The organism is Kribbella monticola (genome assembly GCF_003261635.1).
Classification (GTDB): Bacteria; Actinomycetota; Actinomycetes; order Propionibacteriales; family Kribbellaceae; genus Kribbella; species Kribbella monticola.
Genome location: NZ_QFXK01000030.1, coordinates 589367 through 614731 on the forward strand (window position 1 = coordinate 589367; position 25365 = coordinate 614731).

Consider the following 25365-nt stretch of genomic DNA (forward strand, 5'->3'; position numbering starts at 1 on the left):
GCGCTACCCCGCCAGCCTGACCGTGGTCGTCGTACCCCAGATCGCCATCGACAGCAGCAGGTCGACCACGTTGATGACGACGATGGACGTCCGTACCGCGCGGCCCACGGCGACACCGACGCCCGCGGGGCCGCCGATCGCGTGGTAGCCGTGGTAGCAGTGCACCAGGATCACCAGGACGGCGAAGACCAGCACCTTCCCGAAGGACCAGAGCACGTCGCCGGGTGGCAGGAACAGATGGAAGTAGTGGTCGTACGTCCCGGTGCTCTGCCCGTAGAACGTGGTCACGGTCAACCGGGTGGCGAAGTACGAGGCGAGCAACCCCACGACGTACAGGGGAATGACGGCGACCAGGCCGGCGATGATCCGGGTGGTGACCAGGAACGGCAGCGACGGGATCGCCATCACCTCGAGCGCGTCGATCTCCTCGCTGATCCGCATCGCGCCGAGCTGGGCGGTGAAGCCGCAGCCAACGGTCGCGGCGAGCGCGATCCCGGCGATCAGCGGGCCGATCTCGCGGGTGTTGATGTACGCCGACACGAAGCCGGCGAAGGCCGACGTACCGATCTGGTTCAGCGCCGAGTAGCCCTGCAGGCCGACCTCGGTGCCGGTGAAAAAGGCCAGGAAGGTGATCACGCCGACCGTGCCGCCGATGACCGCGAGCGCGCCGGTGCCGAGCGTCACCTCGGCCAGCAGGCGGAGGATCTCGCGGCGGTACCGGGTGACCGACTTGCCCGACCAGGCCAGCGCCTTGATGTAGAACGCGAGCTGCTCACCGAGGTGGTCGAGCGAGTTCAGCGGTTTCTTGACCAGGTAGTCCAGGGCCGACATGTCAGGCCCCCTTCGGCGGAACGAGCTGGAAGTAGATCGCGGTCATCGAGAAGTTCGCGACGAACAGCAGCATGAAGGTGATGACGACCGACTGGTTCACGGCGTCACCGACACCCTTCGGGCCACCGCCCGCGTTCATCCCCTTGTACGAGGCAACGACCGCGGCGAGAAACCCGAACACGAGCGCCTTGGCCTGGCCCTGCCACAGATCGGGAAGGTGTGCGAGCGCAGTGAACGAGGCGATGTAGCTACCCGGCGTACCGTCTTGGAGGACCACGTTGAAGACGTAGCCGCCCATCACGCCGACCACGCTGACGAAGCCGTTGAGGAAGAACGCGACCAGCATGGTGGCCAGCACCCGCGGTACGACGAGGCGCTGGATCGGGTCGATCCCGAGCACCATCATCGCGTCGAGCTCCTCGCGGATCTTGCGCGAACCCAGATCGGCGCAGATCGCCGAGCCGCCCGCACCCGCGATCAGCAGCGCGGTCGCGATCGGCGAAGCCTCCCGCACCACGGCCAGTACGGCGGCCGAGCCGGTGAACGCCTGGGCGCCGAACTGCTTGATCAGCCCGCCGACCTGCAGCGCGATCACCGCACCGAACGGGATCGCGACCAGCGCGGTCGGGATGATCGTCACGCTGGCGACGAACCAGGCCTGCTGCAGGAACTCGCGCAGCTGGAACGGGCGACGGACCGAGGCCCGGGCGGTGTCGAGCGCGAAGGCGAAGAGGTTGCCGGCATGCTTCAGCGGGGCGGTGGCGCTGACGGTCACGTGGCCCCCACGGTCGCGGTCGCGAAGGATCCGGGCGGCGGAGTCACACCGTTCTCCTCACACCATTGACCCGGCGGGCGCTGCGTCGGCCGGAGCATCCCGCTGCTCGGCAACTGCTGGAGCGGGATCGGCGGCAGCGGCGGCAATTCCTGGTCGGCCTCGGCGGCGAGTTCCTCGGCGTCCTTCTCCTCGGACATGCCGATCGGGCCGATCATCTGCGCGTTCAGGAACTGCCGGACCACCGGCTCCTCGCTGGACAGCAGCATCTCGCGCGGCCCGAACATCGCCAGGTGCTTGTGGTAGAGCATCCCGATGTTGTCCGGCACCGTGCGCGCGGTGTTCACGTCGTGGGTGACGATCAGGAAGGTGGCGCCGAAGGCCTCGTTCAGGTCGATCATCACCTGGTTCAGGAACGAGGTGCGGACCGGGTCGAGGCCGGAGTCGGGCTCGTCGACGAGCAGGATCTGCGGGTCGAGGACCAGCGCGCGGGCCAGCCCGGCCCGCTTGCGCATCCCGCCGGAGATCTCACCGGGCAGCTTCTTCTCCGCGCCGACCAGGCCGACCATCTCCATCTTCTCCATCACGATGGAGCGGATGTCGGACTCGGACTTCTTGGTGTGCTCGCGGAGCGGGAAGGCGACGTTGTCGTACAGGTTCATCGAGCCGAACATCGCGCCGTCCTGGAACAGCACCCCGAACAGCCGGCGGATCTCGTACAGGTCCCGCTCGCTGCAGGTGGCGATGTCGGTGCCCTCGATGAAGACGTGGCCCTTGTCCGGCTTGAGCAGACCGATCAGCGTCTTGAGGAAAACGGACTTCCCGGTACCGGAAGGGCCGAGCATCACGCAGATCTCGCCGGCAGGCAGCGTCAGGGACACGTCGCCCCAGATGAGCTGACTTCCGAAGGACTTGGTCAGCCCTTCGACGCGGACTTCTACGCCCACCGGTCCTCCTCAACGGGATACATCTCTGCCCCGACCGACGACGCTTTCGACGGTCCAACGAGGGCGCGGTGCCCTAGGTTACGCACGAGTCACTTAATACGTAACCCCCGGATGTCAAGTGTCGGTGACCGATGAGTCACGCTCTGATCACGCTCTGTCCGGCCGGTTACGGCGCGTCCGGCCCGGCCACCGGTCTGGACCAGCCCGGTCGGGTACAGTCCTGCGCGTCTGCCCTTCGAGGTGGCGAAGAGCCCGAATTGCCGGAGGAACAGTGCCGCGGCCAGCTACTTGGTTGAACCGCCTGCGGCCGCGCTCGCCTGACGCTCTGCCGCAAGGCATCGCCTCACCGCAGCACGGTGACCAGCTCCCGCATCCGCGCTCGGAGATCTTAGCGCTGACCGGGGTCCGGGCCGCGGCGGCCCTGGCCGTGGTCGTCCATCACATCGGGTTACCGGCGACCGCCCCGGAGCCGCTGCGCAATCTGGCCGCCTCGGGCTACATCGGCGTACCGCTGTTCTTCATGCTGTCCGGGCTGGTGCTCGGGTGGAACTACTCGTCGTTGACGGTGTTGTCCGGCACCCGGCTCTGGCGGTTCTACCTGGCCCGGATCGCCCGGGTGATGCCGCTGTACTGGGCAGTGCTGCTCTTCCTTGTCGTGCAGCGAGCGGCTCGCGGCGTACCGCAGGAGGCGCTGTGGCGTCACCTCCTGGCGATCCAGACCTGGTCGGGTGACTACGTGATCGGCCAGGCGAGCTACAACCCGCCGGGCTGGTCGATCTGCGTCGAGGTGTTCCTGTACGCGCTCTTCCCGCTGCTGATCCCGGTGATCGCCCTTGTTTCCAAGCGATTCGGTGCCCCTGGACTGGTCGGCGTGATCGCGTTCGCGTTCGCAGTACAGGTGCTTTTGGTCGTGCTGTTCACCGCGGAGGGCTGGGCGCATCTGTCGGTGGAGGACCCCTCATCCGGGCATCGCTGGCTCTACCGGAATCCGTTGCCGCGGTTGTCCGAGTTCGTCGTCGGGCTGTCGCTCGCCTTCCTGTTACTGCGTGGTCTCCGGCTCCGAACGCGGATCGCCGGCTGGCTGCAGGCCGCGTGCGTTGCCGTCGTGTTCGTCGTCGCAGCGTTGGGGCCGGGCCACGCCGACTGGGAGCTGCCCGCGTTCTATGGGGCGATGTGGACGGTGCCGTTCGCAGTACTGCTGCTGTCACTCGCGGCAGCGCCTGACGCCTGGCTTTCGCGGTTCTTCTCCACCCGTGCACTGGTCGCACTCGGTACTGCGAGTTACGCCGTCTACCTGACCCACCGGCCGTTGCTGCCGTATCTCGGGAAGGACCGGTTCGACCTGCTGACCAATCCGTCCGGCTGGGCCACGTACGCGTCGGTGGCCGTCATCGTCGGGCTCTGCCTGCTGGTCGGGGAAGGCGCGCACCGGCTGGTCGAAGTACCGGCTCGGCGGGCAGTACTGCGGGTCGTCCAGCGGCACACCACTCGGCAACTGGTCACGGAGCGTACGCCGTCCGAGGTGTCGGCGTGACAGGACTCACATCGCAAGAACAGGGCGCGGTACTACGTCACCCGCAGCCCGAGATCCTCGCGCTGACAGGGTTACGCGGGCTCGCCGCGCTCGGCGTCGTGGCCTCCCAGGTAGGCGTCTGGCGGACCGCTCCCCCATCGCTGCATCACTTGGTCGCCGCGGGCTCGCTGGGCGTGCCGTTCTTCTTCCTGCTGTCCGGCTTCGTTCTCTTTTACAACTACCCGACGCTGAGCCCTGGGCGTTCACTGGGCCGCTATGCGGTTGCCAGGATCGCTCGACTAGGACCTCTGTTCGTAGTGATCGGCGCAGGGGTGCTCGTGCTGAGCAAGCTGAACGGCGGCGAGTGGGCCCGATCCGTTTTCGGCCCACAGAGCTGGTACGTCGGTACCACGCTCGTCCTGTACGCCGTGTATCCCGCGCTGACCCGAATCGTCGCTGCCGACCCGGCCAGGGCCGCGGTCTGCGCGCTGGTCGTGCAACTCGTCGTGCTGGCACTACGGCTGGGCACTGGCTCCGACGACTGGCTCTACCGCAACCCACTCGTGTGGATCCCCGACCTGGTGCTGGGGATGGTGCTGGCCGGCGCGGCAACCAACGGGTTCCGGCTGAGCCGGCGTACGGCGTACTTCGTGCAGGTGGCTGTAGTCGTTTATGCGGTCGCCGTGGTGCTGTTGTTCGGCTCCAGCAGTGCAGTGCGGTACAGCGTGCTCTGGTCGGTTCCGCTCGGACTGTTGATTCTCAGCGTGCTCACCCGCACTCGCGTCTCGGCGGTGCTGGCCGGCCCTGTGCTGGTCCGCCTCGGGGTGCTCGGCTACGCCATGTTCCTTTTGAAGACCGTTGTGATCCAAGGATTCGGGCCGGTCCATGCCGGCTCCCTGCCCAACGCGCTGCTCGCCGTCGGCTGGATCGGCTTCACCGTGCTGATCGCAGAAGGAGCGCACAGATATATAGGTGCACCTGGACGCCAATGGCTGCTGCGACTCGTCCGGCGTACGGCTGTTCGCGCCTGAACTTGGCTTTGCACGCAGCGAAGGGCGGCCCCTTGCGGGACCGCCCTTCTCAGGTACTACGAGTGCGGCTGGGCCGCACGGGTCACTTCAGGGTGACGGTGGCGCCGGCGCCCTCGAGGGCCTCCTTGGCCTTCTCCGCGGCAGCCTTGTCGACCTTCTCCAGGATGGCCTTCGGCGCACCCTCGACGAGGTCCTTGGCCTCCTTCAGGCCGAGGCTCGTGAGACCGCGCACCTCCTTGATGACCTGGATCTTCTTGTCGCCGGCCGACTCCAGGACGACGTCGAACTCGTCCTGCTCCGCGACCTCTTCGACAGCGCCGCCGCCGGCGGCCGGGGCCGCGGCAACCGCGACGGGAGCAGCGGCGGTCACGCCGAACTCCTCCTCGAAGGCCTTCACGAACTCAGAGAGCTCGAGCAGGGTGAGGTCCTTGAACTGACCGAGCAGCTCTTCGGTGCTGAGCTTCGCCATTTTGGCGGTCCTTCCTTAACGTGTAGCTAGGTGATTACTGAATGGGGTCCTGCGTGAAGTGAACGGGTCAGCTGTCGGCTGACGCGGTCTCCTCGGTGCTCGTCTCCTCGGCAGGTGCGTCGGCCGGTGCGTCCTGCACGGCCTCGGCAGCCGGAGCCTCGTCCGCCACGGGGGCGTCCTCGGCCGGCAGCTTGTCCTGCAGCGCCGCGAACAGGCGGGCAGCCTGCGCGAGCGGAGCAGCGAACAGCGACACCGCTTGCTGCGGAGCCGCCTTCATCGCACCTGCGAGCTTCGAGAGGAGGACCTCACGCGACTCCAGGTCAGCGAGCTTGTTGATCTCGTCAGAGTTGAGTGCCTTGCCATCCAGCACACCACCCTTGATGACGAGAAGGGGATTGGCCTTGGCGAAGTCACGCAGCCCCTTGGCCGCGACCACCGGGTCGCCCTTGATGAAGGCGATGGCCGACGGACCCTGCAGCAGCGAGTCGAACGACTCCACTCCCGCGTCCTTGGCCGCGATCTTGGTCAGCGTGTTCTTCACCACGGCGTAGTTCACGTCGTCACCGAGCGTAGTGCGCAACTGCCGCAACTGCGCCACGGTGAGTCCGCGGTACTCGGTCAGCACGGCGCCGGCGGAGCTCTTGAAGTTCTCAGTGAGCTCTGCGACGTCGGCAGCCTTGTCCGGCCTCGCCATGGGTCTCCTTCCGCCCTGCGTAAATCAGGGTTGGGCTTCTTTGCCACACCGGCCAGGACCCTCAACATCGAAAACGCCCCTGCGCAGGCGCAAGGGCGTGAAAAACTTCCACTGACTTGTCACCTACGCGGGCCGCCCACGAGCTTGTGGGACCTTCAGTTGCTCCGGGAGCAACGACCAGCGGTCTTTGGCAGCCTCCAGAGTAACCGCCGGTGACCCACGCACCAAATCGGTTCCACAGCCTCAGTCGGGGCGGACGGGATGAGGCGGGATCCAGCGGCTCATGGCTGTTGCTGCCGCCCAGCCGGTCAGCCCCATGACCAGTACTGCGGGTGCCAGGCCGGCCAAGGCGGTGACGGCCGCGATCAGGAGTGGGCCGGCGCCGTTGCCTGTGTCGGCGAAGAGGCGGAAGGCGCCGAGGAACTGGGCTCGGCCGATCGGAGGGGACGCGTCTGCGCCGAGCGTCATGATCACGCCGGCGCCGAGCCCGTTGCCGATGCCCATCAACAAGGCGACGGCAGTCAACGCTCCGGCCGAGTGGGTCAACGGCAGCAGGAGGTGCGCGAGACCGAGGACGGCCATCGACGGTACGGCGACCCACTTGCGGCCGAAGCGGTCCATCACCGAGCCGGCTGGATAGAACAGCAGCATGTCGACCGCGCCGGAGACGCCGAAGATCAGGCTGGTCGTCTGCGGATCCAGACCGATGTGCTCCGCCCAGAGCGGGATCACGACTTGCCGGGACGCGCGAACGGCACCGACGAGAAGTGCGCCGACGCCGAGCGTCCGTAGTACGGGAAGGTGCTCGCGGATGACGGCGCGGGTGGACTGTACGACGATCGGCCGGCCAGTGCGCGCACGGCGTACGGACTCGATGTCGGGAAGGCTGAGGAGGACAACGCAGGCCAGCAGCGCGCCGGCCAGGTGGACCCAATAGGCGCCGTCGGTGCCGAGGAAGCGCATCGCGAAGGCACCGAGGAACGGGCCGATGAACGACCCGATCCGCTGAACGCCACCGAGCGTGGACAACGCCCGAGCCCGAAGCTGGATGGGCACGGCCTCGCTCAGATACGCCTGCCGCGCCAGTCCCCAGACGGCTCCCGCGAGACCGGTCGTGAAGATCGCGAGCGCAAGGCCCCAGACGTTCGGCACCACCAGGCACGCAACCAGCGCCACCGACACCAGCCCGGTCGCGCCGAGCATCGCCCGCCGCTCCCCGATCCGGGTCGTCAGCGCTCCGGCCGGGATATCCCCGACCACCTGCCCCAACCCAGCGGCGGCCACCACCAACCCCGCGGTCGCCACCGCGGCCCCGAGATCCCGCGCCGACAACGCCACCACCGGCGCAATCGCCCCTTGCCCGATGCCGTACAACAACGCCGGCAAATAAACAGCAGGAGCAATCCTCAACAACCCCGGGGACTCACCCATCCCGCCCATGATCCCACCTTCAACCACCCAGCAGGACAGGTGATCTCACGGGACGCTCAACTGTCCGCCGATCGCGGCCGCGTGACCGGCACGACAGTGAGGAGGCCCTCGAGACCGCGGAAGTCGTCCGGATTCGTGGTGAACAAGGGAAGTTCTTCTGCCACGGCGATGCTGGCGATCATCAGATCGGCCGCGCGCCGCCGAGGCGTCCGGCCGACGGCCATCACTGCCGCACAGATTCGGCCGTACATCCTCGCCGCTTCGGCGTCGAACGGGATCGGATCGAACTCGTTCTCGGCCCGCTGAAGGACGTCCATCCGGCGCGCCCGCTCAGCATGTTCCTCGTAGCCGGTCTGACCGGCTCGTACCTGATGTGGGCCCGCCGACAGCTCCGCCAGGGTGATGGCCGAGATCGCCATCTCCGCGGGCAGTTCGGCAGGATCTATCCACCTGCGCAGGATCATGATGTTCGTGTCGAGCAGGCCTTGCTGAAACTCAACGGGCATAGGGATCGTCGAGTTCGGAGTCGACGAGGGCTTCCTGGTCGGCACGGAAGCTGTCCAGATCGATGTCCGGAGCGGTCCGCGACATCGCGGCAAACTCACCGCGGGGAACAAAGCGGCGCCGACGGCGCAGCGGGATCAACTCACCGATCCGGTGGCCGTCCCGGGTGACGGTGAAGGACTCGCCACTCTGCACGGCGTCCATGATCTCTTTGGACCGCAACCGCAGGTCGCGTTGGGTGATCTCGGACTGGGCACTCATGACATCCATCCTACCCGCCTGTGGCACCTGGTGCTATCCGGTAGCACCAGGTGCGGATGGCACTAGTCGAGCGCGGCGAGGGCGTCGATTTCTACCAGCATTTGTTCGAGGGGGAGGCCGGTGAAGACGGTAGTGCGGGAGGGGAGGACGCCGCTGGGGGTGCGGGCGCCGACGAATTCGGCGTAGGCCTCGTTCATCGGGGCGAAGTGCTCGCGGGTGGTGAGGTAGACGCGGAGCATCACGACATCGTCGAAGGTGGCGCCGCCGGCCTTCAGGATGGCCTCGATGTTCTGCAGCACGCGGGTGGTCTGCGCCTTCACGTCGCCTTCGAAGACGAACTCGCCGCTGGCCGGGTCGACCGAGCCCTGGCCGGACACCTGCAGGATGCCGCCCTTGCGCACCCCTTGGGAGAACACGGGCATCGGCGCGGGGGCGTCGGGCGTGGAGATGACGGTCTTGGAAGACATCTGGATACAGCCTTTCTCAGGTGAGTTGTCAGTTGTAGTCGGCGGCGATCGCGGCCGTCGTGGCGAGCAGGTCCGGCAGCAGTTCCAGTACCTGCTCGTAGTTGAGCAGAACGTCCGGCACCGACACGGAGACGGCCCCGACCACCCGGCCGGAGCGTTCCTTGATCGGTGCCCCGATGCAGTTGATGAACGACTCGTGTTCGGCCCGGTCGTGTGCCCAGCCCTGTTCCCGGACGAGGTCGAGTTCGTCGCGCAGCGCGTCCGGGTCGGTGATCGTGTTCGGGGTGAACTGCCGGTACTCGATCGTGGTCAGCAACGCCTCCCGCTGCCGCTTCGGCTGAGCCGCCAGGAGCACCTTGCCGACCGCCGTACAGTGCAGTGCCGCTGGTACGCCGACCTGCGAGTACATGCGGACCGACTGCACGCTGTCGAGCTTGTCGATGTAGATGACCTGCCCGTTCTCGTACGCCGCCAGGTGCACCGTCTGACCCGTCTTCTGGTTCAGCCGACGCAGATGCGGTGCAGCAACAGCCCGTACGACGTGTTGCTCGCGTGCCGTATCCGCCAAGGAAAACAGGCGCGAGCCCAGTCGATACCGGTGGGCCCCGTCGCGGCGTACGAAGCGCTCGACCTCCATCGTGCGCAGCAGCCGCAGCACGGTGGTCTTGTGCACGTCCAGCTCGGTCGCCAGCTCGTCGAGGGATCGGTCGCCTTCACCGAGGCTCACCAGGATCTGCAGCGCTCTGGCCAGGCTCTGACTCATACGCCCCCTCCCACCAACGCCGGCGAACTGATGCCTGCAGCACCTACCTCAGTACGCACCCACTCCTCATCGGAGCAGTGCAGCAAAGCATCCCGTACTACGGACCCCGGTGGCGCAGCGTGATCGTCCGGCACCGCAAGGACCGCCGCCGCGCTCAGGTGACCCAGTCGAAGCCTCTGCTCCATCGGCAACCCCTGCAACGTGCCGGCCAGGAACCCAGCGGCGAAAGCGTCCCCTGCTCCCACCGGCTCCACCACGTCGACCCTCAGCGCAGGAACCTCAGTACTACGGCCGCTCGGCTCCAGCGCGAGCGCTGCGTGCGCGTCGGACTTCACCACGAGCGTCGACCGCGGACCGAGCAGCCGCCGAAGCTCAGCAGGGTCGCTCGTGTCAGCGAAGAGCATCGCCTCGTCCGCACCGATCAGCACCACATCAGCAGCACGCAGCAACCGCCACAGCGGTGCCGGATCAGTGTCGCGCCACAGCGCCGGACGCCAGTTCAGGTCGACGCTCAGCGTGAAACCGAGCGAGTCCCGCAGTACAGCCAATCGGTCCAGCATCTCGGCCGCTGTCGTGGAGATGGCCGCAGTGATCCCAGTGGTGTGCACGAGCTCCGCACCGACCAGCCGGTTGTGCACAGCCGGTCGGTCGAGGAAGGCCGGATCCATTGCGGCGGCAGCCGAGCCGGAACGGTAGTAGTGCATCCGGGTGCGACCGGCGATGCTGTGCTTCACATAGAGCCCAGTAGGCCGCACTGGGTCGTCCTCGACTCCACCAACGTCGACACCACGGGACTGCAGGTCACGCAGCACGTGACGACCGAAGCCGTCGGCTCCGATCCGTGAGACCCAGCCGGTCGGGATACCGAGCGCCGCCAGGCCGCCGGCGACATTGCACTCGGCACCACCGACGGAACGCCGGAACGTCTCGACATCCTCCAGCGGGGCGCCGGTGTCGGCGGCGAGCATGATCATCGCTTCGCCGACGCAGATCGCCCGAGGTACCACCTCGACCATCGGCCAGTCCTCTCGGGCAGCTGTCGTTGACGGGAGTTCCCCCGCGATGCTACAACCGGTACGTCAGAATGCGCAACGATCGTTGCAACATGCGCAACCCGCACTTTGCATCACCGATCCGAGGGAAGCAATGTCCGCTTCGTACGATGCCGCAGCCGTCGCAGCGCTGGCCGACAAGCCGGTGAGCTGGCGGGACAAAGCACTGCCGCCGGCGTTCTGGGGCCGGACCGTCGCCGAAATACTGGCCGGCAAACCGCGGCTGTCCGACCTGCCGACTCCCCTGCTCACTCTGTCCGCGCCTGGCCTGCGGCACAACGTCGACACGATGGCCCGCTGGTGCGCAGCGCACGGAGTCGAGATCGCTCCGCACGGCAAGACCACGATGTCCCCTGCGCTCTGGGCGACCCAGCTCGAGGCCGGCGCATGGGGTATGACGTTCGCCAACGCCTTCCAGCTCAGCGTCGCCCGGGCCTTCGGAGTCAGCCGGGTGATGATCGCCAACGCCATGATCTCCCCGCTGCAGTTGCGCTGGATCGCCGACGAACTCGCCGCTGACCAGGGGTTCGAGGTGATGGTCTGGGCCGACTCGGTCCGCACCGTCGAGATCATGGAGGCGGCCCGGTCGGCGTACGTCGAAGCGGGCGCGCGCCGGCTCGACGTACTGGTCGAGGTCGGGGGCATCGGCGGTCGTACTGGGGCACGAGGTGCCGAGACAGCGCTTGAAGTCGCCGCTGCGATCGAGGCTGCGCCAACCCTCCGGCTGGCCGGCGTCGCCGGGTACGAGGGCGCGATCGCTCACGGCGCCGACGAGGCTGGGCTCGAACACGTCCGCTCCTACCTACGGGACCTCGCCTCCGTCCACACCCGCTTGCAGGAGGACGGCCGGTACGACGACGGCCTGGTGCCGGTGGTCAGCGCGGGCGGAAGCGCGTACTTCGAGCAGGTGGCTCAGGTACTCGGCCCGCTCACCTCGACCGGTGCCCGCGTGGTGATCCGTTCGGGGGCATACATCGCGCACGATGACGGGTACTACCGCGAGATCTCTCCGCTCGGAGAAGCGCCGCGGACCGACGGCGACCGGCTGGTCCCGGCGATGCACGGCTGGATCAGGATCACCTCGCAACCCGAACCAGGGTTGGCGATCTTCGACGCCGGCAAGCGCGACCTGCCCTTCGACGAGAACCTGCCCGAGCCGCAGCTCCTTCGTCCCCGTACGCCGGGCGACGCGGTCCGCCGGGTCGAGGGAATGACCGTCACCAAGATGAACGACCAGCACGGGTTCCTCACCTTCGGCACGGACGCCCTGCAGATCGGCGACGAACTGCGAGTGGGCCTGTCCCACCCCTGTACGGCGTTCGACAAGTGGGGCCTGATCCCGGTCATCGACGACCCGGACGCCGACGACCCCGTAGTCGTCGATCTGATCCGCACCTTCTTCTGAACTCCGACCTGAACCCCGACCTGAACTCCGACCGGAACCCCGACCTGAGCTCCGACCGATCGATCGTGAGGGCCTGATGACCGACCTGCTGATCTGCGGCGCGACGGTGTACGACGGCACGGGCGCGCCCGGTGTCCGCGCGGACGTCGCGATCGACGCCGGCCGGATCGTAGCCGTCGGCAACGACCTTCCCGCCGCGGCAAGAACCATCGACGCCGACGGCCTGGCGCTATCGCCCGGCTTCATCGACATGCACGCGCACTCCGACCTGCAGATCCTCGCGAACCCGGACCATCTGGCCAAGGTCAGCCAGGGCGTCACCTTGGAGGTGCTCGGCCAGGACGGCCTGTCGTTCGCCCCGATCGACGATCCGACCCGGGCCGCCGTCCGTCGCCAGATCGCCGGCTGGAACGGCGAACCCGACGACTTCGACTTCTCCTGGTCCACGGTCGCCGGCTACCTGGACCGACTCGACCAGGGCATCGCCTGCAACGCGGCGTACCTGGTCCCGCAGGGCACGCTGCGGATGATGGTCGTCGGTACGGCGAACCGCCCGGCCACCCGCGCCGAGCTCGACGAGATGAAGCGGCTCTTGGCTGTCGGCCTGGAGGAGGGTGCCGCCGGGATGAGCAGCGGCCTCACCTACACGCCGGGGATGTTCGCCGACACCGCCGAACTGGTGGAGCTCTGCCGCGTGGTCGCGTCGTACGGCGGCTACTACAGCCCGCACCAGCGCTCGTACGGCAAGGGCGCGCTGGAGGCGTACGGCGAAATGATCGACGTCGCCCGGGAAGCAGGCTGCGCACTGCATCTCACCCACGCGACGATGAACTTCGAGCCGAACCGGGGCCGTGGCGGCGACCTCCTCGCGTTGATCGACGCGGGGCTGGCCGACGGCGTCGACATCACCACCGACACCTATCCTTACTTGCCCGGGGCAACCACTCTGGCCGCGATCCTTCCGAGCTGGACCGCCGAGGGCGGCCCGGACGCGTTGCTGGCGCGGCTCGCCGACCCGGTGGACCGCGAGCGGATCACCTTCGAGTTGGAGCAGGTCGGGACCGATGGATGCCACGGCTGCGTGACCGACTGGAACACGATCGAGATCGGCGGGGTCAAGAACCCGACCCTGACCGGTGCCGTCGGCAACACGATCGCCGAGATCGCGGCCGGCATCGACAAGCCGCCGTCCTGGGTGTTCTTCGACCTGCTGATCAGGGACAACCTCGCGACCACGATCCTGCAGCACGTCGGCCACGAGGAGAACGTGCAGGCGATCATGCAGCATCCGACCCATACAGGCGGTTCGGACGGCATCCTGGTCGGCGGCAAACCGCATCCACGCGCGTGGGGGACGTTCCCGCGGTACCTCGCGTACTACGTCCGTGAGCTGGGCGTTCTCGAGCTGGCCGACTGCATTCACCATCTGACCGGGCGTCCCGCCCGCCGGCTGCGGCTCGCCGATCGAGGACTGGTCCGGGTGGGGTACCACGCCGATCTCGTCCTCTTCGATCCTCTTGCCGTCCGCGACGCCGCGACCTTCGACAACCCACGCCAGCAGGCCGAGGGCATCCCCTGGGTCCTGGTCAACGGTGTCCCCGTCATCGCCGACGGACGCCGTACCGACGAACTGCCCGGCCGCGCGATCCGCCGTACCCCTAGCGAAGGAAACTGATGAGCACTCTGGACCTGCTGCGCCAAGACCGCGTACTGAGCGTCGTCCGGGCACCGGCGATCGACGACGCGCGCGACCTCTGCGCCGCATTGGTTGCCGGCGGCATCCATGTGATCGAGCTGACCTTCACCACACCGGAGCTGCCCCGGCATCTGGAACGAGCGGCGTCGACCGCGGCCGAGACGGGCGCAGTGGTGGGTGCCGGGACCGTACAGACAGCTGCGCAGGCCAAGCAGGCGGTCGAATCGGGCGCCCAGTTCATCGTGACGCCCGGTCAAGGGCTGGAGGCGTCGGCGATCGTGGCGACCGGGCACGCCGCGGGCATCCCTGTCGTGCTCGGTGCGTTCACGCCGTCCGAGGTGATGACGGCGCTGGCCCTGGGCTCCGACGCAGTCAAGATCTTCCCAGCGCATCAGCTGGGGCCGAAATACCTGAAGGACCTCGGCGGCCCGTTCCCCGGCGTACCGCTGGTTCCGTCCGGCGGGGTGAACGCCGGGAACGCCCGGCAGTTCCTCGATGCCGGTGCGCTCGCGGTCAGCGCCGGTACGGACGTGGTGTCCCCCGCCGATGTGGAGGCCGCCCGCTGGTCGGACATCACCGCGAAGGCCACCACCTTCTGCGCCGCCCTCTAGTTCCCCGCGCTGCCTGTAGTTTCCCGCTGCCTCCTTGCTGACTTGCCCCCGCCCCTGCTAGCCCTTGGAGTGTCCCCATGTCCGGTGCCATCGACTGGCTGCACCACGACACGGCAGGCTTGTTGCTGCTGTGCCTGGTGGCCATCGCGCTGCTGTTGTTCCTGATCATCAAGGTCAAGCTCGAACCGTTCATCTCGCTGCTCGCCACCGGCCTGTTCCTGGCGCTGGCGGCCGGCCTGCACGTCCGGCAGATCGTCGGAACCGCACTCAAGTCGAGTGATTCCGTGCTGGAGAAGGGTTTCGGCGGCATTCTCGGCCACATCGCCGTGATCATCGGCCTGGGCACCGTGCTCGGTGCCCTGCTGGAGCGGTCCGGCGGCGCGGACGTGCTCAGCCGTCGCCTGCTGCGGCTCTTCGGCCCGAAGGGTACGCCGGTCGCGATGGGCCTGGTCGGCCTGATCTTCGGCATCCCGGTCTTCTTCGACATCGGCATCTTCGTGCTCGCGCCACTCGTGTACGTCGCAGCGAAGCGGGGCGGCAAGTCGCTCGTGCTCTACGCGCTGCCGGTGCTCGCGGGTCTCTCGATGACGCACGCGTTCCTGCCGCCGCACCCCGGCCCGACGGCGGTCGCCGGGTTGCTGCACGTGGACATGGGCTGGCTGATCATCATCGGACTCGTCTGCGGACTACCCGCCTTCGCGGTGGCCGGTGTTCTCTGGCCGCTCTACATCGCACCGCGCGTTCCGGTCTCCGTGCCGGACGAGTTCGTCATCGCCGAGAAGACCCAGGACGATGCCGACAAGCCGGAACCGTCCCTCGGCTTGGTACTCGCGGTGATCCTGCTGCCGCTGGTGCTGATCCTCGGCGCGACCTTCGGCACGCTGATTCTCGATCCGCACCGCGATCTGCTGAGCGTGCTGACCTTCCTCGGCAACCCGGCCGTCGCGCTGCTGCTCGCCGTCCTGCTGGCCTACTACCTGCTCGGCGTACGCCGTGGGATGACCAACGCCGAGTTCAGCGAACTGTCGGGCAACTCGCTGAAGCCGGTCGGCATGATCCTGCTGGTCGTCGGCGCGGGCGCGTTCTTCGGCGCGGTCATCTCGGCCACCGGCGTCGGTGCGGCATTGGCCAAGAGCCTGTCGAGTGCGGGCCTCCCCGTTCTGCTGCTCGCCTACGTGATTTCCTGCGGTCTGCGGATCGCGCAAGGTTCGGCGACCGTCGCGATCGTCACCACCGGCGGGATCGTCGGCCCGTTGCTCACTGCCGATCACTATTCACAGGCTCACCTGGCGCTGATCGCCGCCGCCATCTGTGCCGGCTCGATCATCCTCAGCCACGTGAACGACGGCGGTTTCTGGATCGTCGCGAAGTACTTCAACATGACTGTCAAGGAAACCCTGCTGACCTGGTCGGTCCTGGAAACCGTCCTGTCCCTGGTCGGCTTCGGCATGGCCTCGTTGCTCTGGGCAATCATCTGACCAGCGGTCAGTTGGAGTCGACGGTGATACTTCCGTTGCTGCTGCGAAGGTGCAGCCGGTTGGGCGAGCTCAGGTCGTTGTTCACATTGAGCTGGGTGGAGCCGCGGTCAGCGGCGGCGTCGATTGCGTACGTCGTGGTGCGGGGCAACAGCACCTGGATGGACCCGTTGCTGCTGGTCACCTCGACATTCGTCGGCGCCCGGTCGAACCCGAGGTCCACCGAGCCGCTCTGTGCGGCGACCGAAACGGAGTCGCTGCGCAGCCGTATCCCGTTCACCGACCCGTTGTCGGCAGTGACCTGGATGGCACCCGTCAGCTGACGCAGTTCGACCGACGTTCCAGAGGCGCTGACGGACAGCCGGGTTGCGCTCGGCAACTCGATGGCAAGGAAGAGGTGGCAACCGGTGGCTGGGCAGTCCGCTCCGATCTCCAACTCCTGCGACCCCGGCTCCGGCTTCCGTACGGCGATCGTCGGCTGGGCGGCCGTGTACGTCCCGGTCAGCGCGATGTGGACCTTGCCGTCGGTGCTGGGAGCGACAGCGACCACCATGTTCGCCGTGATGGTCACCGCGTCGACCGGCTTGTCATAGGTCGTCGCGTAGTTGAAGTCCAGCTTGCCGCGAATGACCGATACCGTGACGGCCGCGCCGCCGAGCACCAGGGCGAGGACCGGGATCAGCCCGAGCACGAGCATCTTCCGCTGAGCATTGGTCATCAGGACTCCAGGAACTTGAGCACAGCCAGGACCCGGCGGTGTTCGCCGTCGGCCGCGGCCAGGCCGAGCTTCGCGAAGATGTTGCTGATGTGCTTCTCGACCGCCCCTTCGCCGACCACCAGCGCCTTCGCGATCCCCGTGTTGGAGCGCCCTTCGGCCATCGCCCGCAGTACGTCCTGCTCGCGGGGACTGAGCACTGCCAGCGGGTCGGCTCTGCGAGACCGGACCAGGAGCTGCGAGATCACCTCCGGGTCGAGCGCGGCCCCGCCCTCGGCGACCCGCCGCAGGCCGTCGATGAACTGGTCGACGTCCCCGACCCGGTCCTTGAGCAGGTAACCCACACCACCGGGATTGTTGCCGATCAGCTCGCTCGCATACCGCTCTTCGACGTACTGCGAGAGCACGAGCACCCCGATCTGCGGCGACCGTTGCCGGATCACCAGTGCGGCACGCAACCCCTCGTCGGTGAAGCTCGGCGGCATCCGGACATCGACGACGCAGACGTCCGGCTGGTGTTCGTCCACTGCTTTGAGGAGTTGGTCGGCGTCGCCGACGGCGGCCACCACTTCGCACTCCTGCTCCTCGAGCAGGCGGACGATCCCCTCGCGCAGCAGCACCGAGTCCTCCGCGATCACTACCCGCATGGCACCTCCACCGTCACCACGGTCGGCCCGCCGATCGGGCTGACCACCGAGAAATCCCCGTCCACGCCGGAAACGCGATCGATCAGGCCCTGCAGGCCGGTGCCCCGATCCGGATCGGCGCCACCTCGGCCGTCGTCGGTCACCACCAGCCGAAGGCGGTCGCCCACCCGGATGATCTGGATCGCGGCCCGAGCCGCCTGGGCATGTTTCGCGATGTTGGTGAGTGACTCGGTGACGACGAAGTACACGATCGACTCGATCGTCAGCGACGGCCTGACCGGGACCCGGATGTCGACGCGGACCGGGAACGGCGCCCGAGCCGCCACCGCGGAGATGGCCGCATCCAGCCCTCGGTCGGTCAGCACCGGCGGATGCAGTCCGCGGGTGAGATCCCGCAACTCGGTGATCGCCTGCATCGCCTCGGCATGTGCTTGTTCGATCAGCTCCAGCACGCCCGGGTTCGACGTGCCCAGCCGGCTGCGGGCGCGGCCGAGCGTCATCGCCAGCGACACCAGTCGTTGCTGGGCGCCGTCGTGCAGATCGCGCTCCATCCGGCGCCGCTCGGCCTCGACGGAGTCGACCACCTGTTGCCGGCTCTCCACGAGCTGATCGACCCGCTTGACCAGCGCACCGGTCGCCGAGGCGCCCAGCAGGTTACGGGCCAGGACGCCGTCGGCCGCGGACAGCCCCCGGATCAGCAGCGGTGACACGAACAGCAGAAAGAGGAGCGCCAGCGCGCCGACCACGCCGGCCTTGGTGACGCTGTCGATCTCGAACGGTCCGAGCTGGGACCGTCCCGCCGCCCAGCCCGAGTAGTAGAACGGCAACGCGATCAGCACCGGCGGCACGGACCAGGCCAGCACGATCGCCGGGACGCCGACACAAGCCATGCCGAACAGCAGAACGAAGTAGCCGAACTGCCGCCACAGGGCACGGTCGGCCAGCGCTGCCCGGGCATCCTTGGCCGCCGAACCCGTGCGAGCCGGCGGCATCAGCGGCGGAATCACCTGGTCACGAGTGATCGCCGCCCTGGCGCGCTCCCACCCGCCGGCGGCGTACACCAGCCTGGTCGCACCGACAGTCAGCGGAATGCCGAGGTAGGCCAGCGGCAACGCGAGCACAGCCACGATCAGCATCAGCAGGACCAGCAGACCGACGACCAGGACCGCGACGGCATCGCCGAGCAGGTGCACAGTAGCCAGCCACAGGTACGGCGAACGCCAGAGCCGCCAAGGCGCGCGCGGAACTGGACTCGCGACGCTCGTCGCCATTGCGCGGCACCTCCTCTGTCCGGTGGCCGCCAGGTGTGTGGCCGTAGGCAACAACCTACGGGGTCGGCGCGGTCGGCCGGCAGGAGGGAAACCACCGATTCGACCTGGGGTTATCCCCCGGTCGCCTTCGTGGGTTGGCCGCACTGTGCCAGGCGTCGATATTCGGAAGTCTCGTAGCCATGACGACCACCGCGCTTTCCCGCCCCGCCCGCTCACTCCTCAAGGCCGGCACACTGCCCGACCCGCTAGGCGATGCCATCGACGACCGGGTCGCCGAGGCCCTCGACGACTACCTGGCCGAGGGCCGGCTCGACGGACGGATCCGTCCCCGCCGCTCCCCCGGTGGCGTCGCCGCACTGGTCGCCGCCGGAGTCGCCGCAGTACTGCTGCCCTGGTGCCTGATCCTCGCGGCCACGCTGCCGTCGACGTACCAGGCCGAGAACTGGAAGCTCACCTGGATCGGCCTCGACTGCGGTACCGCGCTGGCGGCGGGCCTGACGGCGTACCTGCTGCGCAAGCAGGACGTTCGAGCCGCCCTGACCGCGGTCGCGACCGGCACGCTTTTGCTCGCCGACGCTTGGTTCGATGTAAGCACCTCGGCCGCCGGCGTGGACCATGCCCTGTCCCTGGGCGAGGCCGTTCTGCTCGAGGTTCCGCTGGCGATCTGCGCCTTCGTCGTCGCCTGCCGCGCGCTGCGCCCCCGGACCTAGACGGAGCTGCAGCGCGTACGGCGGATCTGGGGCGCGGTACGTACGGCAGGATCTGATCAGCACGAATGTTGCCGGCGGTTGTCGATTCCGGTTCGGCCGTTCGACAAGGGAGTAGAACGACAGCCGATCGACGAAGGAGAGACACCATGGCCCAGTACGCGATCTTGATCTACGCGAACGACTCCGCGCATGCTCCGCAGGCCACGCCGGAAGACCTCGCAATCCATGACAAGCACGCCGCCGAACTGGAGGAGGCCGGCGCCGTGGTGGCCGCGTTCGCCTTGACGCCCAGGGACATGGCGACGTCGATCCGGGGTGATGTCGTCACCGACGGGCCATTCGTGGAGGCCAAGGAGGTGGTGGCCGGCTTCTATGTGATCGAAGCGCCCGATCTGGACGCCGCCCTGGAGATCGCCCGACGCAACCCCGCCACGCAGCAGGGCGGTGGCGTGGAGGTGCGTCCGGTCCACAGCGGCGGCGTCATCACTCAGCCCGCCGAGGGCTGAGATGACGGCTCCCGGCGAGATCGAGTCAGCGGTCGCGGACGCCCATCGGCGCGGGTGGGGCTTGGTGCTGGCCACGACCGCGCGGCTGACGCGGGATCTGGATCTCGCCGAGGAGTGCGTGCAAGAGGCCTACGCGGCGGCGTTGGTGGGATGGGCCCGCGACGGTGTCCCGAAGCAGCCGATTGCCTGGCTCACCACCACCGCCAAGCGCCGCGCGATGGACGCGGTACGGCGGGAGCGGGTGCTGCGCTCGAAGCTGCCGCTCCTGCTGGAGCCCGACGAGATGACCGACGAAGAACTGCTCGAACCGGTCGAGGAGGAGGCCGTGGACGTCGTACCCGACGAGCGGCTCAGGCTGATCTTCCTGTGCTGCCACCCGGCCCTGGCCGAGGACGCGCAACTGGCGCTCACCCTGCGACTCGTGTGTGGAGTGTCCACCAGCGACATCGCCCGGATGTTCCTGGTGTCCGAGCCGACGATGGCCGCCCGGATGACGCGGGCGAAGAAGAAGATCTCAACCGCCCGTATCCCGTACCGCGTTCCGGCCGCCGCCGAGCTGCCGGATCGGCTGCGCAGCGTGCTGGCCGTGATCCACCTGCTGTTCACCACCGGGCACACTGCCCCATCAGGTGCTTCGCTGCTGCGCACCGACCTCGCCGACCAGTCGCTTCGGCTGGCGCGAATGCTCGGCGAACTGATGCCCGACGAGCGGGAGGTGTCCGGTCTGCTCGCACTGCTACTGGTCACCGACGCGCGCCGCGCCACCCGGGTCGACGCCACCGGCCGGTTGCTCCGCCTCGAGGAGCAGGACCGATCCCAGTGGGACCGGTCGGCGATTGCGGAAGCACATGAGCTGATCGTGGCCGGCCTTCGTGGCGGCCGACCGGGACGGTACATCCTGCAGGCAGCGATCGCCTCCTTGTATGCCGAGGCACCGGCCTACGACCAGACCGACTGGCCGCAGATCGTCACCCTCTACGACGAACTGCTGACGGTCTGGCCGTCACCGGTGGTCGCGCTGAACCGCGTCGTCGCTGTCTCGATGGTCGCGGGTCCGGCTCAGGCCTTGTTCGAGCTCGAGGAGCTGGAAAAGGACGGCCGGCTCGATCGGTACCAGTACCTTCCGGCCATCAAAGCGGACCTGCTCGAACGTTCGGGGCGCGGCGACGAGGCCGCGATCGCCTACCGCCGCGCGCTCGACCTGACCAGCAACGAAGCCGAACGGGCCTTCCTGGCCGAGCGCCTGGCGCGACTCGACCAGGAGTAGCCCGCCTGCTCAGCTGACGATCAACTCCAAGACCGGCCCTTCGTGCAAGGCCGAGTACACCTTGTCGCGAAGGACATTGGCCTCGTGGTCCGTCAAGGTCCGGTCCAGGGATCTGAGGATCAGCCTGAGCAGCACGTTGCGTTGACCGGGGCGAAGCCGGAGCCGGTTCCGCGCCGCCTCCGGCAGATCGGCGTACGGCGTTTCGCCCAGCACCTCGACGGATTCGGCGGCCTCCGCGTCGGCACCCAAGGCCTGCCGCACGCGGTCACCCAGCACCTCGTCCGACAGATCAGTCGAGTCACCGACCACGAGCGACAGGTCCCGCCGGATCGGTGGCATCGACGAGACCGGCTTGTACGGCGTGAGGTCGAGCAACTGGGTGGCCACTCGTGGATCCGTTGCCCGAAGCAATCGAATGTCCGGGATGCCCTTGCGCAGCATGAGCAAACGGTCCAGACCGGGCCCCATCGCCAGGCCGGTCCAGCGATCGTCGAGCCCGGCACGCCGCAGTACGGCGGGTGCAGCGACGCCGCATTCGCCGATCTCGATCCACTGGTCGTCGAGCAGTACGTCGATCTGCCGGCCGTGAATCGTGTAAGGATGCACCGCTGGGACCGTGCGATACGTCTGTCCCGGCAGGACGGTGTCGACGAGCCGGGCGATCATGTCCTCCAGCTCGGCCTCGCCCAGGGTGACGTTGCGGCTGATTCGCCACAGGTCGAGCTGATGCGGCGTACCGGTGTGCTGCCAGTCGACGGAGTCGCGGCGATAGCAGATGCCCGCGCAGACCATCAGTACGTCCGATGATTTTGAGCCGGCCAGCTCCCGAAGCGCCGGCGGGATCATGGCCGACGTGTGACTCCGCAGTACCTCACCTGGCGAGGCATAGCGGGTATAGCGCTCCTCCCGGGTCACCGCGTCGGCGGCGTACCCGAGGTTGTCGTAGTTGTCGGCCAGGGAGACCACGGGATGGTCCCGCCTGGTCCAGATCTCGGTGTACGGCCAGGCCTGGCCGAGCGCGGTACGGATCGAGTCGACGATCAACTGGATCGCGTGCGGGCCTTGGGCCGGGTCGGCGAGGTCGCGCAGGGACAGAGCAGCGTGCAGTTCTTCAGTGGTGAGGACAGACATGAGGTTTCACTCCAGGGTGAGCAGCGGGTTCGGAGGAGAAGACACCCCGACCGGCCGCGGTCACCTCAGGAGAGAGCGCAGCAGCGACTCACCCCGTCGGCACCGCAGTGCCGGCCGGGGCGCAGAAATCGCTGCGCATGCTGCTTCACGCCATCCACTGTACCGGGCCGGTTCCAGCCGGCGCCTGGGTATTTCGCGCGCGCTGGCCCAGCACTTGATGGCACCATCGCTGGCATGCGATGGATCGACTCCCTGGAAGCGGCCGCTGCCGAGAAGCTCCCCGAGCCCGTCCACCGGTACTTCCGCCAAGGGTCGGCCGGCGGCGTCAGCGTCGCGGAGGCCACCGCCGCCTGGAACTCGTACCGGTTCCGGCCGCACGTCCTGACCGATGTGTCGACCGTCGACCTGCGGACCACCGTGCTCGGCACCCCGATCGACGTACCAGTCATGATTGCTCCGACCACGCTCCAGCGACAGGCCGACCCGGACGGCGAGGCAGCAATGGCGGCCGGAGTCGCCGCGGCCAACTCGGTCCTCGGCGTCTCCAGCAACGCCGGTAAGACGTTCGCCGACATCGGTGCTGTCGGTGCGCCCTGGTGGCTGCAGATCTACGTGGTGAAGAACCGCGACGTGACGCTCCGGATGCTCGACAAAGCGGTGGCGGCGGGCGCGCGAGCCGTAGTACTGACTGCGGATACGCCGGTCGTCGGGCGGAAGGAGGACGACGGGCCGACCGTTTGGGAGGTGATCCCCGAGGGGCATTTGCTGGCGAACCTGGACGAGTACTCCGACGACGATCTCGGCAAGGCGGACGACCTCACCCCCGATGTCATCGGCTGGCTCGCCGAACGCACCGGACTCCCGGTGGTCGTCAAGGGCGTCCTCCGCGCCGACGACGCCAAGCGCTGCGCCGACGCGGGCGCCGCCGGCGTGATCGTGTCCAACCACGGCGGCCGCCAACTCGACGCCTCGATCTCCACCGCTCGCGCTTTGCCGGAAGTGGCCGAGGCCCTTCGCGGTTCTGACACCGAACTGTACGTCGACGGCGGCATCCGACGAGGCGAACACGTCCTCGCGGCACTGGCCCTCGGCGCACGCGCTGTCTTCGTCGGCCGACCCGCGCTCTGGGCCCTCACGGTCGGGGGCTCCGCCGGAGTCACCCGCCTGATCGATGACCTAGGCAACGAACTCGACCACGCGATGCGCCTCATCGGCGTACCAACCCTCGCCGGCCTCTCACCCGACCTACTCGACCTCTGAGTACTACGCCCCGCTTCGCGCCTCCTACGTCGGCGCTCGACCCACCCACCCCGGACGCCGCTCCTCCGTCGCGGCTGAAGCTGTCGGTCGGGTCGGCCGGGTCGCTCGGCTGGCGGATGCGCCGGGTCGCTCAGACCTCACCCGGCCAGCTACCGCGTTAGCTGCGAACGGTTCAAGCTCAGCGCTTCGGCCCGGACCATCCACCGGGTTGGACAGGCTGAGCGACGAGATCGCAGACGCGAAGGCGGACATCCGCTTGAGGAACCACGCCAGCCGCAGCCGGACTCGGGCGCCCCGCAGCTTCACCCGCCGACCCGAGCACCTCGCGCTTTACCCGCGAGCTCGGGCACCTCGCCCGACCACCCCTCCGACTCAGGCATCTCTCGCCGCTTCGCCTACCGATTCGGGCACCCTCGTCTCTCAGCCGCGACGGAGGAGCGGCGTACCGGGGCGGGTGGGTCGAGCGCCGACGCAGGAGGGGCGAAGCGGGTCGTAGTACGCGAAAGACCCGGCGGACTCGCACCTCGCGAACGCGGGTCTGCCCGAGCGACAGCTTCAGCCGCGACGCAGGAGCGGCGTACCGGGGCGGGTGGGTCGAGCGCCGACGCAGGAGGTGCGAAGCGGGTTGTAGTACGCGAAAGACCCCGGTCGACTGACCGGGGTCTTTCGGGGTGGAGCGGTGAGGCTCAGGCCTCGGCCGGCTCCTCGAGCAGGTTGCGGGTGATGTTGGGGTCCACCTGGACGCCCGGACCCATCGTGGTCGAGAAGACGGTCTTCTTGATGTAGCGGCCCTTGGAGCTGGAGGGCTTCAGCCGGAGAATCTCCTCCAGTGCGGCGCCGTAGTTCTCCACCAGTTGGGCCTCGTCGAAGGAGGCCTTGCCGATGATGAAGTGCAGGTTCGCGTGCCGGTCGACCCGGAACTCGATCTTGCCACCCTTGATCTCGTTGACAGCCTTCGTCACGTCGGGGGTGACGGTGCCGGTCTTCGGGTTCGGCATCAGACCACGCGGGCCGAGCACGCGCCCGAGCCGGCCGACCTTGCCCATCAGGTCGGGGGTGGCGACGACGGCGTCGAAGTCGAGCCAGCCGTCGGTCACCTTCTTGATCATGTCGTCGTCGCCGACGAAGTCGGCGCCGGCGGCCTTGGCGGCCTCGGCCTTCTCACCGGTGGCGAAGACGAGGACCCGTGCCGTCTTGCCGGTGCCGTGCGGAAGGATGACGGTGCCGCGCACCATCTGGTCGGCCTTGCGGGGGTCGACCCCGAGGCGCATCGCGACGTCGACGGTGGAGTTCAGCTTCTTGCCGGCCGCCGCTTCCTTGGCCAGCTTGACGGCCTCCAGCGGCGTGTACAGCTTGTCGAAGTCGATCTTCTCCGCGATGGCGCGGTAGCTCTTGCTGCGCTGAGTCATGTCTGTTCCTCTCTGGGATGTGGTGTCACGGGCGGCGCTTCGCCCTGCCACAACTGCTGTTGCGTACTACGTTCCGTCGGCCGGGGGCCGTCGGATCACTTCTCGACGACGACACCCATCGACCGCGCGGTGCCTTCGATGATCTTCATCGCGGCATCGATGTCGCGGGCGTTCAGGTCCGGCATCTTGGTGGTGGCGATCTCGCGGACCTGGTCAGCGGTGATCTTGCCGACCTTGTCCTTCTGCGGGACGGCCGAACCCTTCTGCAGGCCCGCGGCCTTCTTGATCATCTCCGGCGCCGGCGGCGTCTTGGTGATGAACGTGAAGGAGCGGTCTTCGTAGATGGTGATCTCGACCGGCACGACGTTGCCACGCATGGATTCCGTCTGGGCGTTGTACGCCTTGCAGAACTCCATGATGTTGACGCCGTGCGGACCGAGCGCGGTACCGACCGGCGGGGCCGGCGTCGCGGCACCGGCCTGGAGCTGCACCTTCACGAGGGCAGCGATCTTCTTCTTGGGAGGCAT

The 25365-nt window shown here is 67.9% G+C and carries 27 protein-coding genes; 10 read left to right on the forward strand and 17 right to left on the reverse strand.

Annotation, left to right across the window (positions count from 1 at the left end; translation table 11 throughout):
• Window positions 1-3 precede the first annotated feature (3 nt).
• Genes DIZ26_RS19190 through DIZ26_RS19200 form a run of 3 tightly spaced genes read right to left on the reverse strand, consistent with a single transcriptional unit; the run spans window position 4 to window position 2550 of the window.
• Complete coding sequence (locus tag DIZ26_RS19190) at window positions 4-831, reverse strand: MlaE family ABC transporter permease (RefSeq protein ID WP_112243255.1); 828 nt, start codon at window positions 829-831, stop codon at window positions 4-6.
• 1 nt (window position 832) lies between these two features.
• The gene (locus DIZ26_RS19195; RefSeq protein ID WP_112243257.1) at window positions 833-1606 is read right to left on the reverse strand and encodes an MlaE family ABC transporter permease; all 774 of its coding nucleotides are present in this window, start codon (window positions 1604-1606) and stop codon (window positions 833-835) included.
• On the reverse strand, window positions 1603-2550 hold the full coding sequence (locus DIZ26_RS19200; RefSeq protein WP_112243259.1) for an ABC transporter ATP-binding protein: 948 nt from the start codon (window positions 2548-2550) through the stop codon (window positions 1603-1605). Before DIZ26_RS19200 ends, DIZ26_RS19195 begins: the two co-directional genes overlap by 4 nt.
• A 292-nt stretch (window positions 2551-2842) precedes the next feature.
• Here DIZ26_RS19200 and DIZ26_RS19205 point away from each other — a divergent pair, with 292 nt between their 5' ends.
• Together DIZ26_RS19205 and DIZ26_RS19210 are read left to right on the forward strand one after the other, a co-directional pair.
• Complete coding sequence (locus DIZ26_RS19205; protein ID WP_157979758.1) at window positions 2843-4084, forward strand: acyltransferase family protein; 1242 nt, start codon at window positions 2843-2845, stop codon at window positions 4082-4084.
• Window positions 4081-5094, forward strand: a complete 1014-nt coding sequence (locus DIZ26_RS19210) for an acyltransferase family protein (RefSeq protein WP_112243263.1) — start codon at window positions 4081-4083, stop codon at window positions 5092-5094. The genes DIZ26_RS19205 and DIZ26_RS19210 overlap by 4 nt, the downstream gene beginning before the upstream one ends.
• A gap of 82 nt (window positions 5095-5176) precedes the next feature.
• On the opposite strand, the gene rplL is transcribed toward DIZ26_RS19210, so the two are convergent.
• The 8 genes from rplL to DIZ26_RS19250 form a co-directional block, all read right to left on the reverse strand.
• Window positions 5177-5563 carry a 50S ribosomal protein L7/L12 gene (gene rplL / locus DIZ26_RS19215; protein ID WP_112243265.1) on the reverse strand — a complete coding sequence of 129 codons (387 nt, stop codon included), beginning with the start codon at window positions 5561-5563 and terminating at the stop codon, window positions 5177-5179.
• 67 nt (window positions 5564-5630) lie between these two features.
• A complete protein-coding gene (rplJ, locus tag DIZ26_RS19220) occupies window positions 5631-6257 on the reverse strand; it encodes a 50S ribosomal protein L10 (protein ID WP_112243267.1) in 627 nt (208 codons plus the stop codon).
• 243 nt (window positions 6258-6500) lie between these two features.
• A complete protein-coding gene (locus DIZ26_RS19225; RefSeq protein WP_232828442.1) occupies window positions 6501-7688 on the reverse strand; it encodes an MFS transporter in 1188 nt (395 codons plus the stop codon).
• A gap of 56 nt (window positions 7689-7744) precedes the next feature.
• Entirely contained in the window at window positions 7745-8194 is a 450-nt protein-coding gene (locus DIZ26_RS19230) for a type II toxin-antitoxin system VapC family toxin (RefSeq protein WP_112243271.1), read from the reverse strand.
• The gene (locus DIZ26_RS19235; protein ID WP_198676155.1) at window positions 8184-8453 is read right to left on the reverse strand and encodes a type II toxin-antitoxin system Phd/YefM family antitoxin; all 270 of its coding nucleotides are present in this window, start codon (window positions 8451-8453) and stop codon (window positions 8184-8186) included. The genes DIZ26_RS19230 and DIZ26_RS19235 overlap by 11 nt, the downstream gene beginning before the upstream one ends.
• A gap of 62 nt (window positions 8454-8515) precedes the next feature.
• Window positions 8516-8920, reverse strand: coding sequence for a RidA family protein (locus DIZ26_RS19240; RefSeq protein ID WP_112243275.1), 405 nt, complete (start codon window positions 8918-8920; stop codon window positions 8516-8518).
• A gap of 28 nt (window positions 8921-8948) precedes the next feature.
• Window positions 8949-9683, reverse strand: a complete 735-nt coding sequence (locus DIZ26_RS19245; RefSeq protein ID WP_112243277.1) for an IclR family transcriptional regulator — start codon at window positions 9681-9683, stop codon at window positions 8949-8951.
• Window positions 9680-10699 carry a sugar kinase gene (locus tag DIZ26_RS19250; protein ID WP_112243279.1) on the reverse strand — a complete coding sequence of 340 codons (1020 nt, stop codon included), beginning with the start codon at window positions 10697-10699 and terminating at the stop codon, window positions 9680-9682. The genes DIZ26_RS19245 and DIZ26_RS19250 overlap by 4 nt, the downstream gene beginning before the upstream one ends.
• Before the next feature lie 130 nt (window positions 10700-10829).
• Here DIZ26_RS19250 and DIZ26_RS19255 point away from each other — a divergent pair, with 130 nt between their 5' ends.
• The 4 genes from DIZ26_RS19255 (at window position 10830) to DIZ26_RS19270 (ending at window position 15925) form a co-directional block, all read left to right on the forward strand.
• Window positions 10830-12140, forward strand: coding sequence for a type III PLP-dependent enzyme domain-containing protein (locus DIZ26_RS19255; protein WP_112243281.1), 1311 nt, complete (start codon window positions 10830-10832; stop codon window positions 12138-12140).
• A 76-nt stretch (window positions 12141-12216) separates the two neighbouring features.
• Complete coding sequence (locus tag DIZ26_RS19260; protein ID WP_112243283.1) at window positions 12217-13815, forward strand: N-acyl-D-amino-acid deacylase family protein; 1599 nt, start codon at window positions 12217-12219, stop codon at window positions 13813-13815.
• A complete protein-coding gene (locus DIZ26_RS19265) occupies window positions 13815-14447 on the forward strand; it encodes a bifunctional 4-hydroxy-2-oxoglutarate aldolase/2-dehydro-3-deoxy-phosphogluconate aldolase (protein WP_112243285.1) in 633 nt (210 codons plus the stop codon). Before DIZ26_RS19260 ends, DIZ26_RS19265 begins: the two co-directional genes overlap by 1 nt.
• A gap of 77 nt (window positions 14448-14524) precedes the next feature.
• Window positions 14525-15925, forward strand: coding sequence for a GntP family permease (locus DIZ26_RS19270; protein ID WP_112243287.1), 1401 nt, complete (start codon window positions 14525-14527; stop codon window positions 15923-15925).
• 7 nt (window positions 15926-15932) lie between these two features.
• Here DIZ26_RS19270 and DIZ26_RS19275 read toward each other — a convergent pair whose 3' ends face one another.
• Genes DIZ26_RS19275 through DIZ26_RS19285 form a run of 3 tightly spaced genes read right to left on the reverse strand, consistent with a single transcriptional unit; the run spans window position 15933 to window position 18555 of the window.
• Window positions 15933-16640 carry a DUF4097 family beta strand repeat-containing protein gene (locus tag DIZ26_RS19275; RefSeq protein WP_112243289.1) on the reverse strand — a complete coding sequence of 236 codons (708 nt, stop codon included), beginning with the start codon at window positions 16638-16640 and terminating at the stop codon, window positions 15933-15935.
• Window positions 16640-17284, reverse strand: a complete 645-nt coding sequence (locus DIZ26_RS19280; protein WP_112243291.1) for a response regulator transcription factor — start codon at window positions 17282-17284, stop codon at window positions 16640-16642. Before DIZ26_RS19280 ends, DIZ26_RS19275 begins: the two co-directional genes overlap by 1 nt.
• On the reverse strand, window positions 17275-18555 hold the full coding sequence (locus tag DIZ26_RS19285; protein WP_112243293.1) for a sensor histidine kinase: 1281 nt from the start codon (window positions 18553-18555) through the stop codon (window positions 17275-17277). Before DIZ26_RS19285 ends, DIZ26_RS19280 begins: the two co-directional genes overlap by 10 nt.
• A 179-nt stretch (window positions 18556-18734) precedes the next feature.
• Between DIZ26_RS19285 and DIZ26_RS19290 the strand changes: the two genes are divergently transcribed.
• From DIZ26_RS19290 to DIZ26_RS19300, 3 genes are all read left to right on the forward strand, one after another.
• A complete protein-coding gene (locus DIZ26_RS19290; protein WP_112243295.1) occupies window positions 18735-19265 on the forward strand; it encodes a hypothetical protein in 531 nt (176 codons plus the stop codon).
• A gap of 146 nt (window positions 19266-19411) precedes the next feature.
• The gene (locus DIZ26_RS19295; protein WP_112243297.1) at window positions 19412-19771 is read left to right on the forward strand and encodes a YciI family protein; all 360 of its coding nucleotides are present in this window, start codon (window positions 19412-19414) and stop codon (window positions 19769-19771) included.
• 1 nt (window position 19772) lies between these two features.
• Entirely contained in the window at window positions 19773-21038 is a 1266-nt protein-coding gene (locus DIZ26_RS19300; RefSeq protein WP_112243299.1) for an RNA polymerase sigma factor, read from the forward strand.
• 9 nt (window positions 21039-21047) lie between these two features.
• Here DIZ26_RS19300 and srmL read toward each other — a convergent pair whose 3' ends face one another.
• On the reverse strand, window positions 21048-22169 hold the full coding sequence (gene srmL / locus DIZ26_RS19305) for a PheS-related mystery ligase SrmL (protein WP_112243301.1): 1122 nt from the start codon (window positions 22167-22169) through the stop codon (window positions 21048-21050).
• A gap of 234 nt (window positions 22170-22403) precedes the next feature.
• On the opposite strand from srmL, the gene DIZ26_RS19310 reads away from it, so the two are divergent.
• Entirely contained in the window at window positions 22404-23429 is a 1026-nt protein-coding gene (locus tag DIZ26_RS19310; protein WP_112243303.1) for an alpha-hydroxy acid oxidase, read from the forward strand.
• A 686-nt stretch (window positions 23430-24115) separates the two neighbouring features.
• On the opposite strand, the gene rplA is transcribed toward DIZ26_RS19310, so the two are convergent.
• Together rplA and rplK are read right to left on the reverse strand one after the other, a co-directional pair.
• Complete coding sequence (gene rplA / locus DIZ26_RS19315) at window positions 24116-24838, reverse strand: 50S ribosomal protein L1 (RefSeq protein ID WP_112243305.1); 723 nt, start codon at window positions 24836-24838, stop codon at window positions 24116-24118.
• Window positions 24839-24933: 95 nt separating this feature from the next.
• Window positions 24934-25365: a 50S ribosomal protein L11 gene (rplK, locus tag DIZ26_RS19320; protein WP_112243308.1), complete on the reverse strand. Its 432-nt coding sequence runs from the start codon at window positions 25363-25365 to the stop codon at window positions 24934-24936.

Excerpts from the sequence above, each read along its gene's own strand:
- DIZ26_RS19260 (WP_112243283.1), top strand. The coding sequence starts at position 12,217 with ATGACCGACCTGCTGATCTGCGGCGCGACGGTGTACGACGGCACGGGC.
- DIZ26_RS19270 (WP_112243287.1), top strand. The coding sequence starts at position 14,525 with ATGTCCGGTGCCATCGACTGGCTGCACCACGACACGGCAGGCTTGTTG.
- rplA (WP_112243305.1), bottom strand. The coding sequence starts at position 24,838 with ATGACTCAGCGCAGCAAGAGCTACCGCGCCATCGCGGAGAAGATCGAC.
- DIZ26_RS19310 (WP_112243303.1), top strand. The coding sequence starts at position 22,404 with ATGCGATGGATCGACTCCCTGGAAGCGGCCGCTGCCGAGAAGCTCCCC.
- DIZ26_RS19250 (WP_112243279.1), bottom strand. The coding sequence starts at position 10,699 with ATGGTCGAGGTGGTACCTCGGGCGATCTGCGTCGGCGAAGCGATGATC.
- rplJ (WP_112243267.1), bottom strand. The coding sequence starts at position 6,257 with ATGGCGAGGCCGGACAAGGCTGCCGACGTCGCAGAGCTCACTGAGAAC.
- DIZ26_RS19235 (WP_198676155.1), bottom strand. The coding sequence starts at position 8,453 with ATGAGTGCCCAGTCCGAGATCACCCAACGCGACCTGCGGTTGCGGTCC.
- DIZ26_RS19285 (WP_112243293.1), bottom strand. The coding sequence starts at position 18,555 with ATGGCGACGAGCGTCGCGAGTCCAGTTCCGCGCGCGCCTTGGCGGCTC.
- DIZ26_RS19300 (WP_112243299.1), top strand. The coding sequence starts at position 19,773 with ATGACGGCTCCCGGCGAGATCGAGTCAGCGGTCGCGGACGCCCATCGG.
- rplL (WP_112243265.1), bottom strand. The coding sequence starts at position 5,563 with ATGGCGAAGCTCAGCACCGAAGAGCTGCTCGGTCAGTTCAAGGACCTC.
- DIZ26_RS19265 (WP_112243285.1), top strand. The coding sequence starts at position 13,815 with ATGAGCACTCTGGACCTGCTGCGCCAAGACCGCGTACTGAGCGTCGTC.
- DIZ26_RS19230 (WP_112243271.1), bottom strand. The coding sequence starts at position 8,194 with ATGCCCGTTGAGTTTCAGCAAGGCCTGCTCGACACGAACATCATGATC.
- DIZ26_RS19295 (WP_112243297.1), top strand. The coding sequence starts at position 19,412 with ATGGCCCAGTACGCGATCTTGATCTACGCGAACGACTCCGCGCATGCT.
- DIZ26_RS19275 (WP_112243289.1), bottom strand. The coding sequence starts at position 16,640 with ATGACCAATGCTCAGCGGAAGATGCTCGTGCTCGGGCTGATCCCGGTC.
- DIZ26_RS19255 (WP_112243281.1), top strand. The coding sequence starts at position 10,830 with ATGTCCGCTTCGTACGATGCCGCAGCCGTCGCAGCGCTGGCCGACAAG.
- DIZ26_RS19240 (WP_112243275.1), bottom strand. The coding sequence starts at position 8,920 with ATGTCTTCCAAGACCGTCATCTCCACGCCCGACGCCCCCGCGCCGATG.
- DIZ26_RS19225 (WP_232828442.1), bottom strand. The coding sequence starts at position 7,688 with ATGGGTGAGTCCCCGGGGTTGTTGAGGATTGCTCCTGCTGTTTATTTG.
- DIZ26_RS19290 (WP_112243295.1), top strand. The coding sequence starts at position 18,735 with ATGACGACCACCGCGCTTTCCCGCCCCGCCCGCTCACTCCTCAAGGCC.
- DIZ26_RS19245 (WP_112243277.1), bottom strand. The coding sequence starts at position 9,683 with ATGAGTCAGAGCCTGGCCAGAGCGCTGCAGATCCTGGTGAGCCTCGGT.
- srmL (WP_112243301.1), bottom strand. The coding sequence starts at position 22,169 with ATGTCTGTCCTCACCACTGAAGAACTGCACGCTGCTCTGTCCCTGCGC.
- DIZ26_RS19190 (WP_112243255.1), bottom strand. The coding sequence starts at position 831 with ATGTCGGCCCTGGACTACCTGGTCAAGAAACCGCTGAACTCGCTCGAC.
- DIZ26_RS19280 (WP_112243291.1), bottom strand. The coding sequence starts at position 17,284 with ATGCGGGTAGTGATCGCGGAGGACTCGGTGCTGCTGCGCGAGGGGATC.
- rplK (WP_112243308.1), bottom strand. The coding sequence starts at position 25,365 with ATGCCTCCCAAGAAGAAGATCGCTGCCCTCGTGAAGGTGCAGCTCCAG.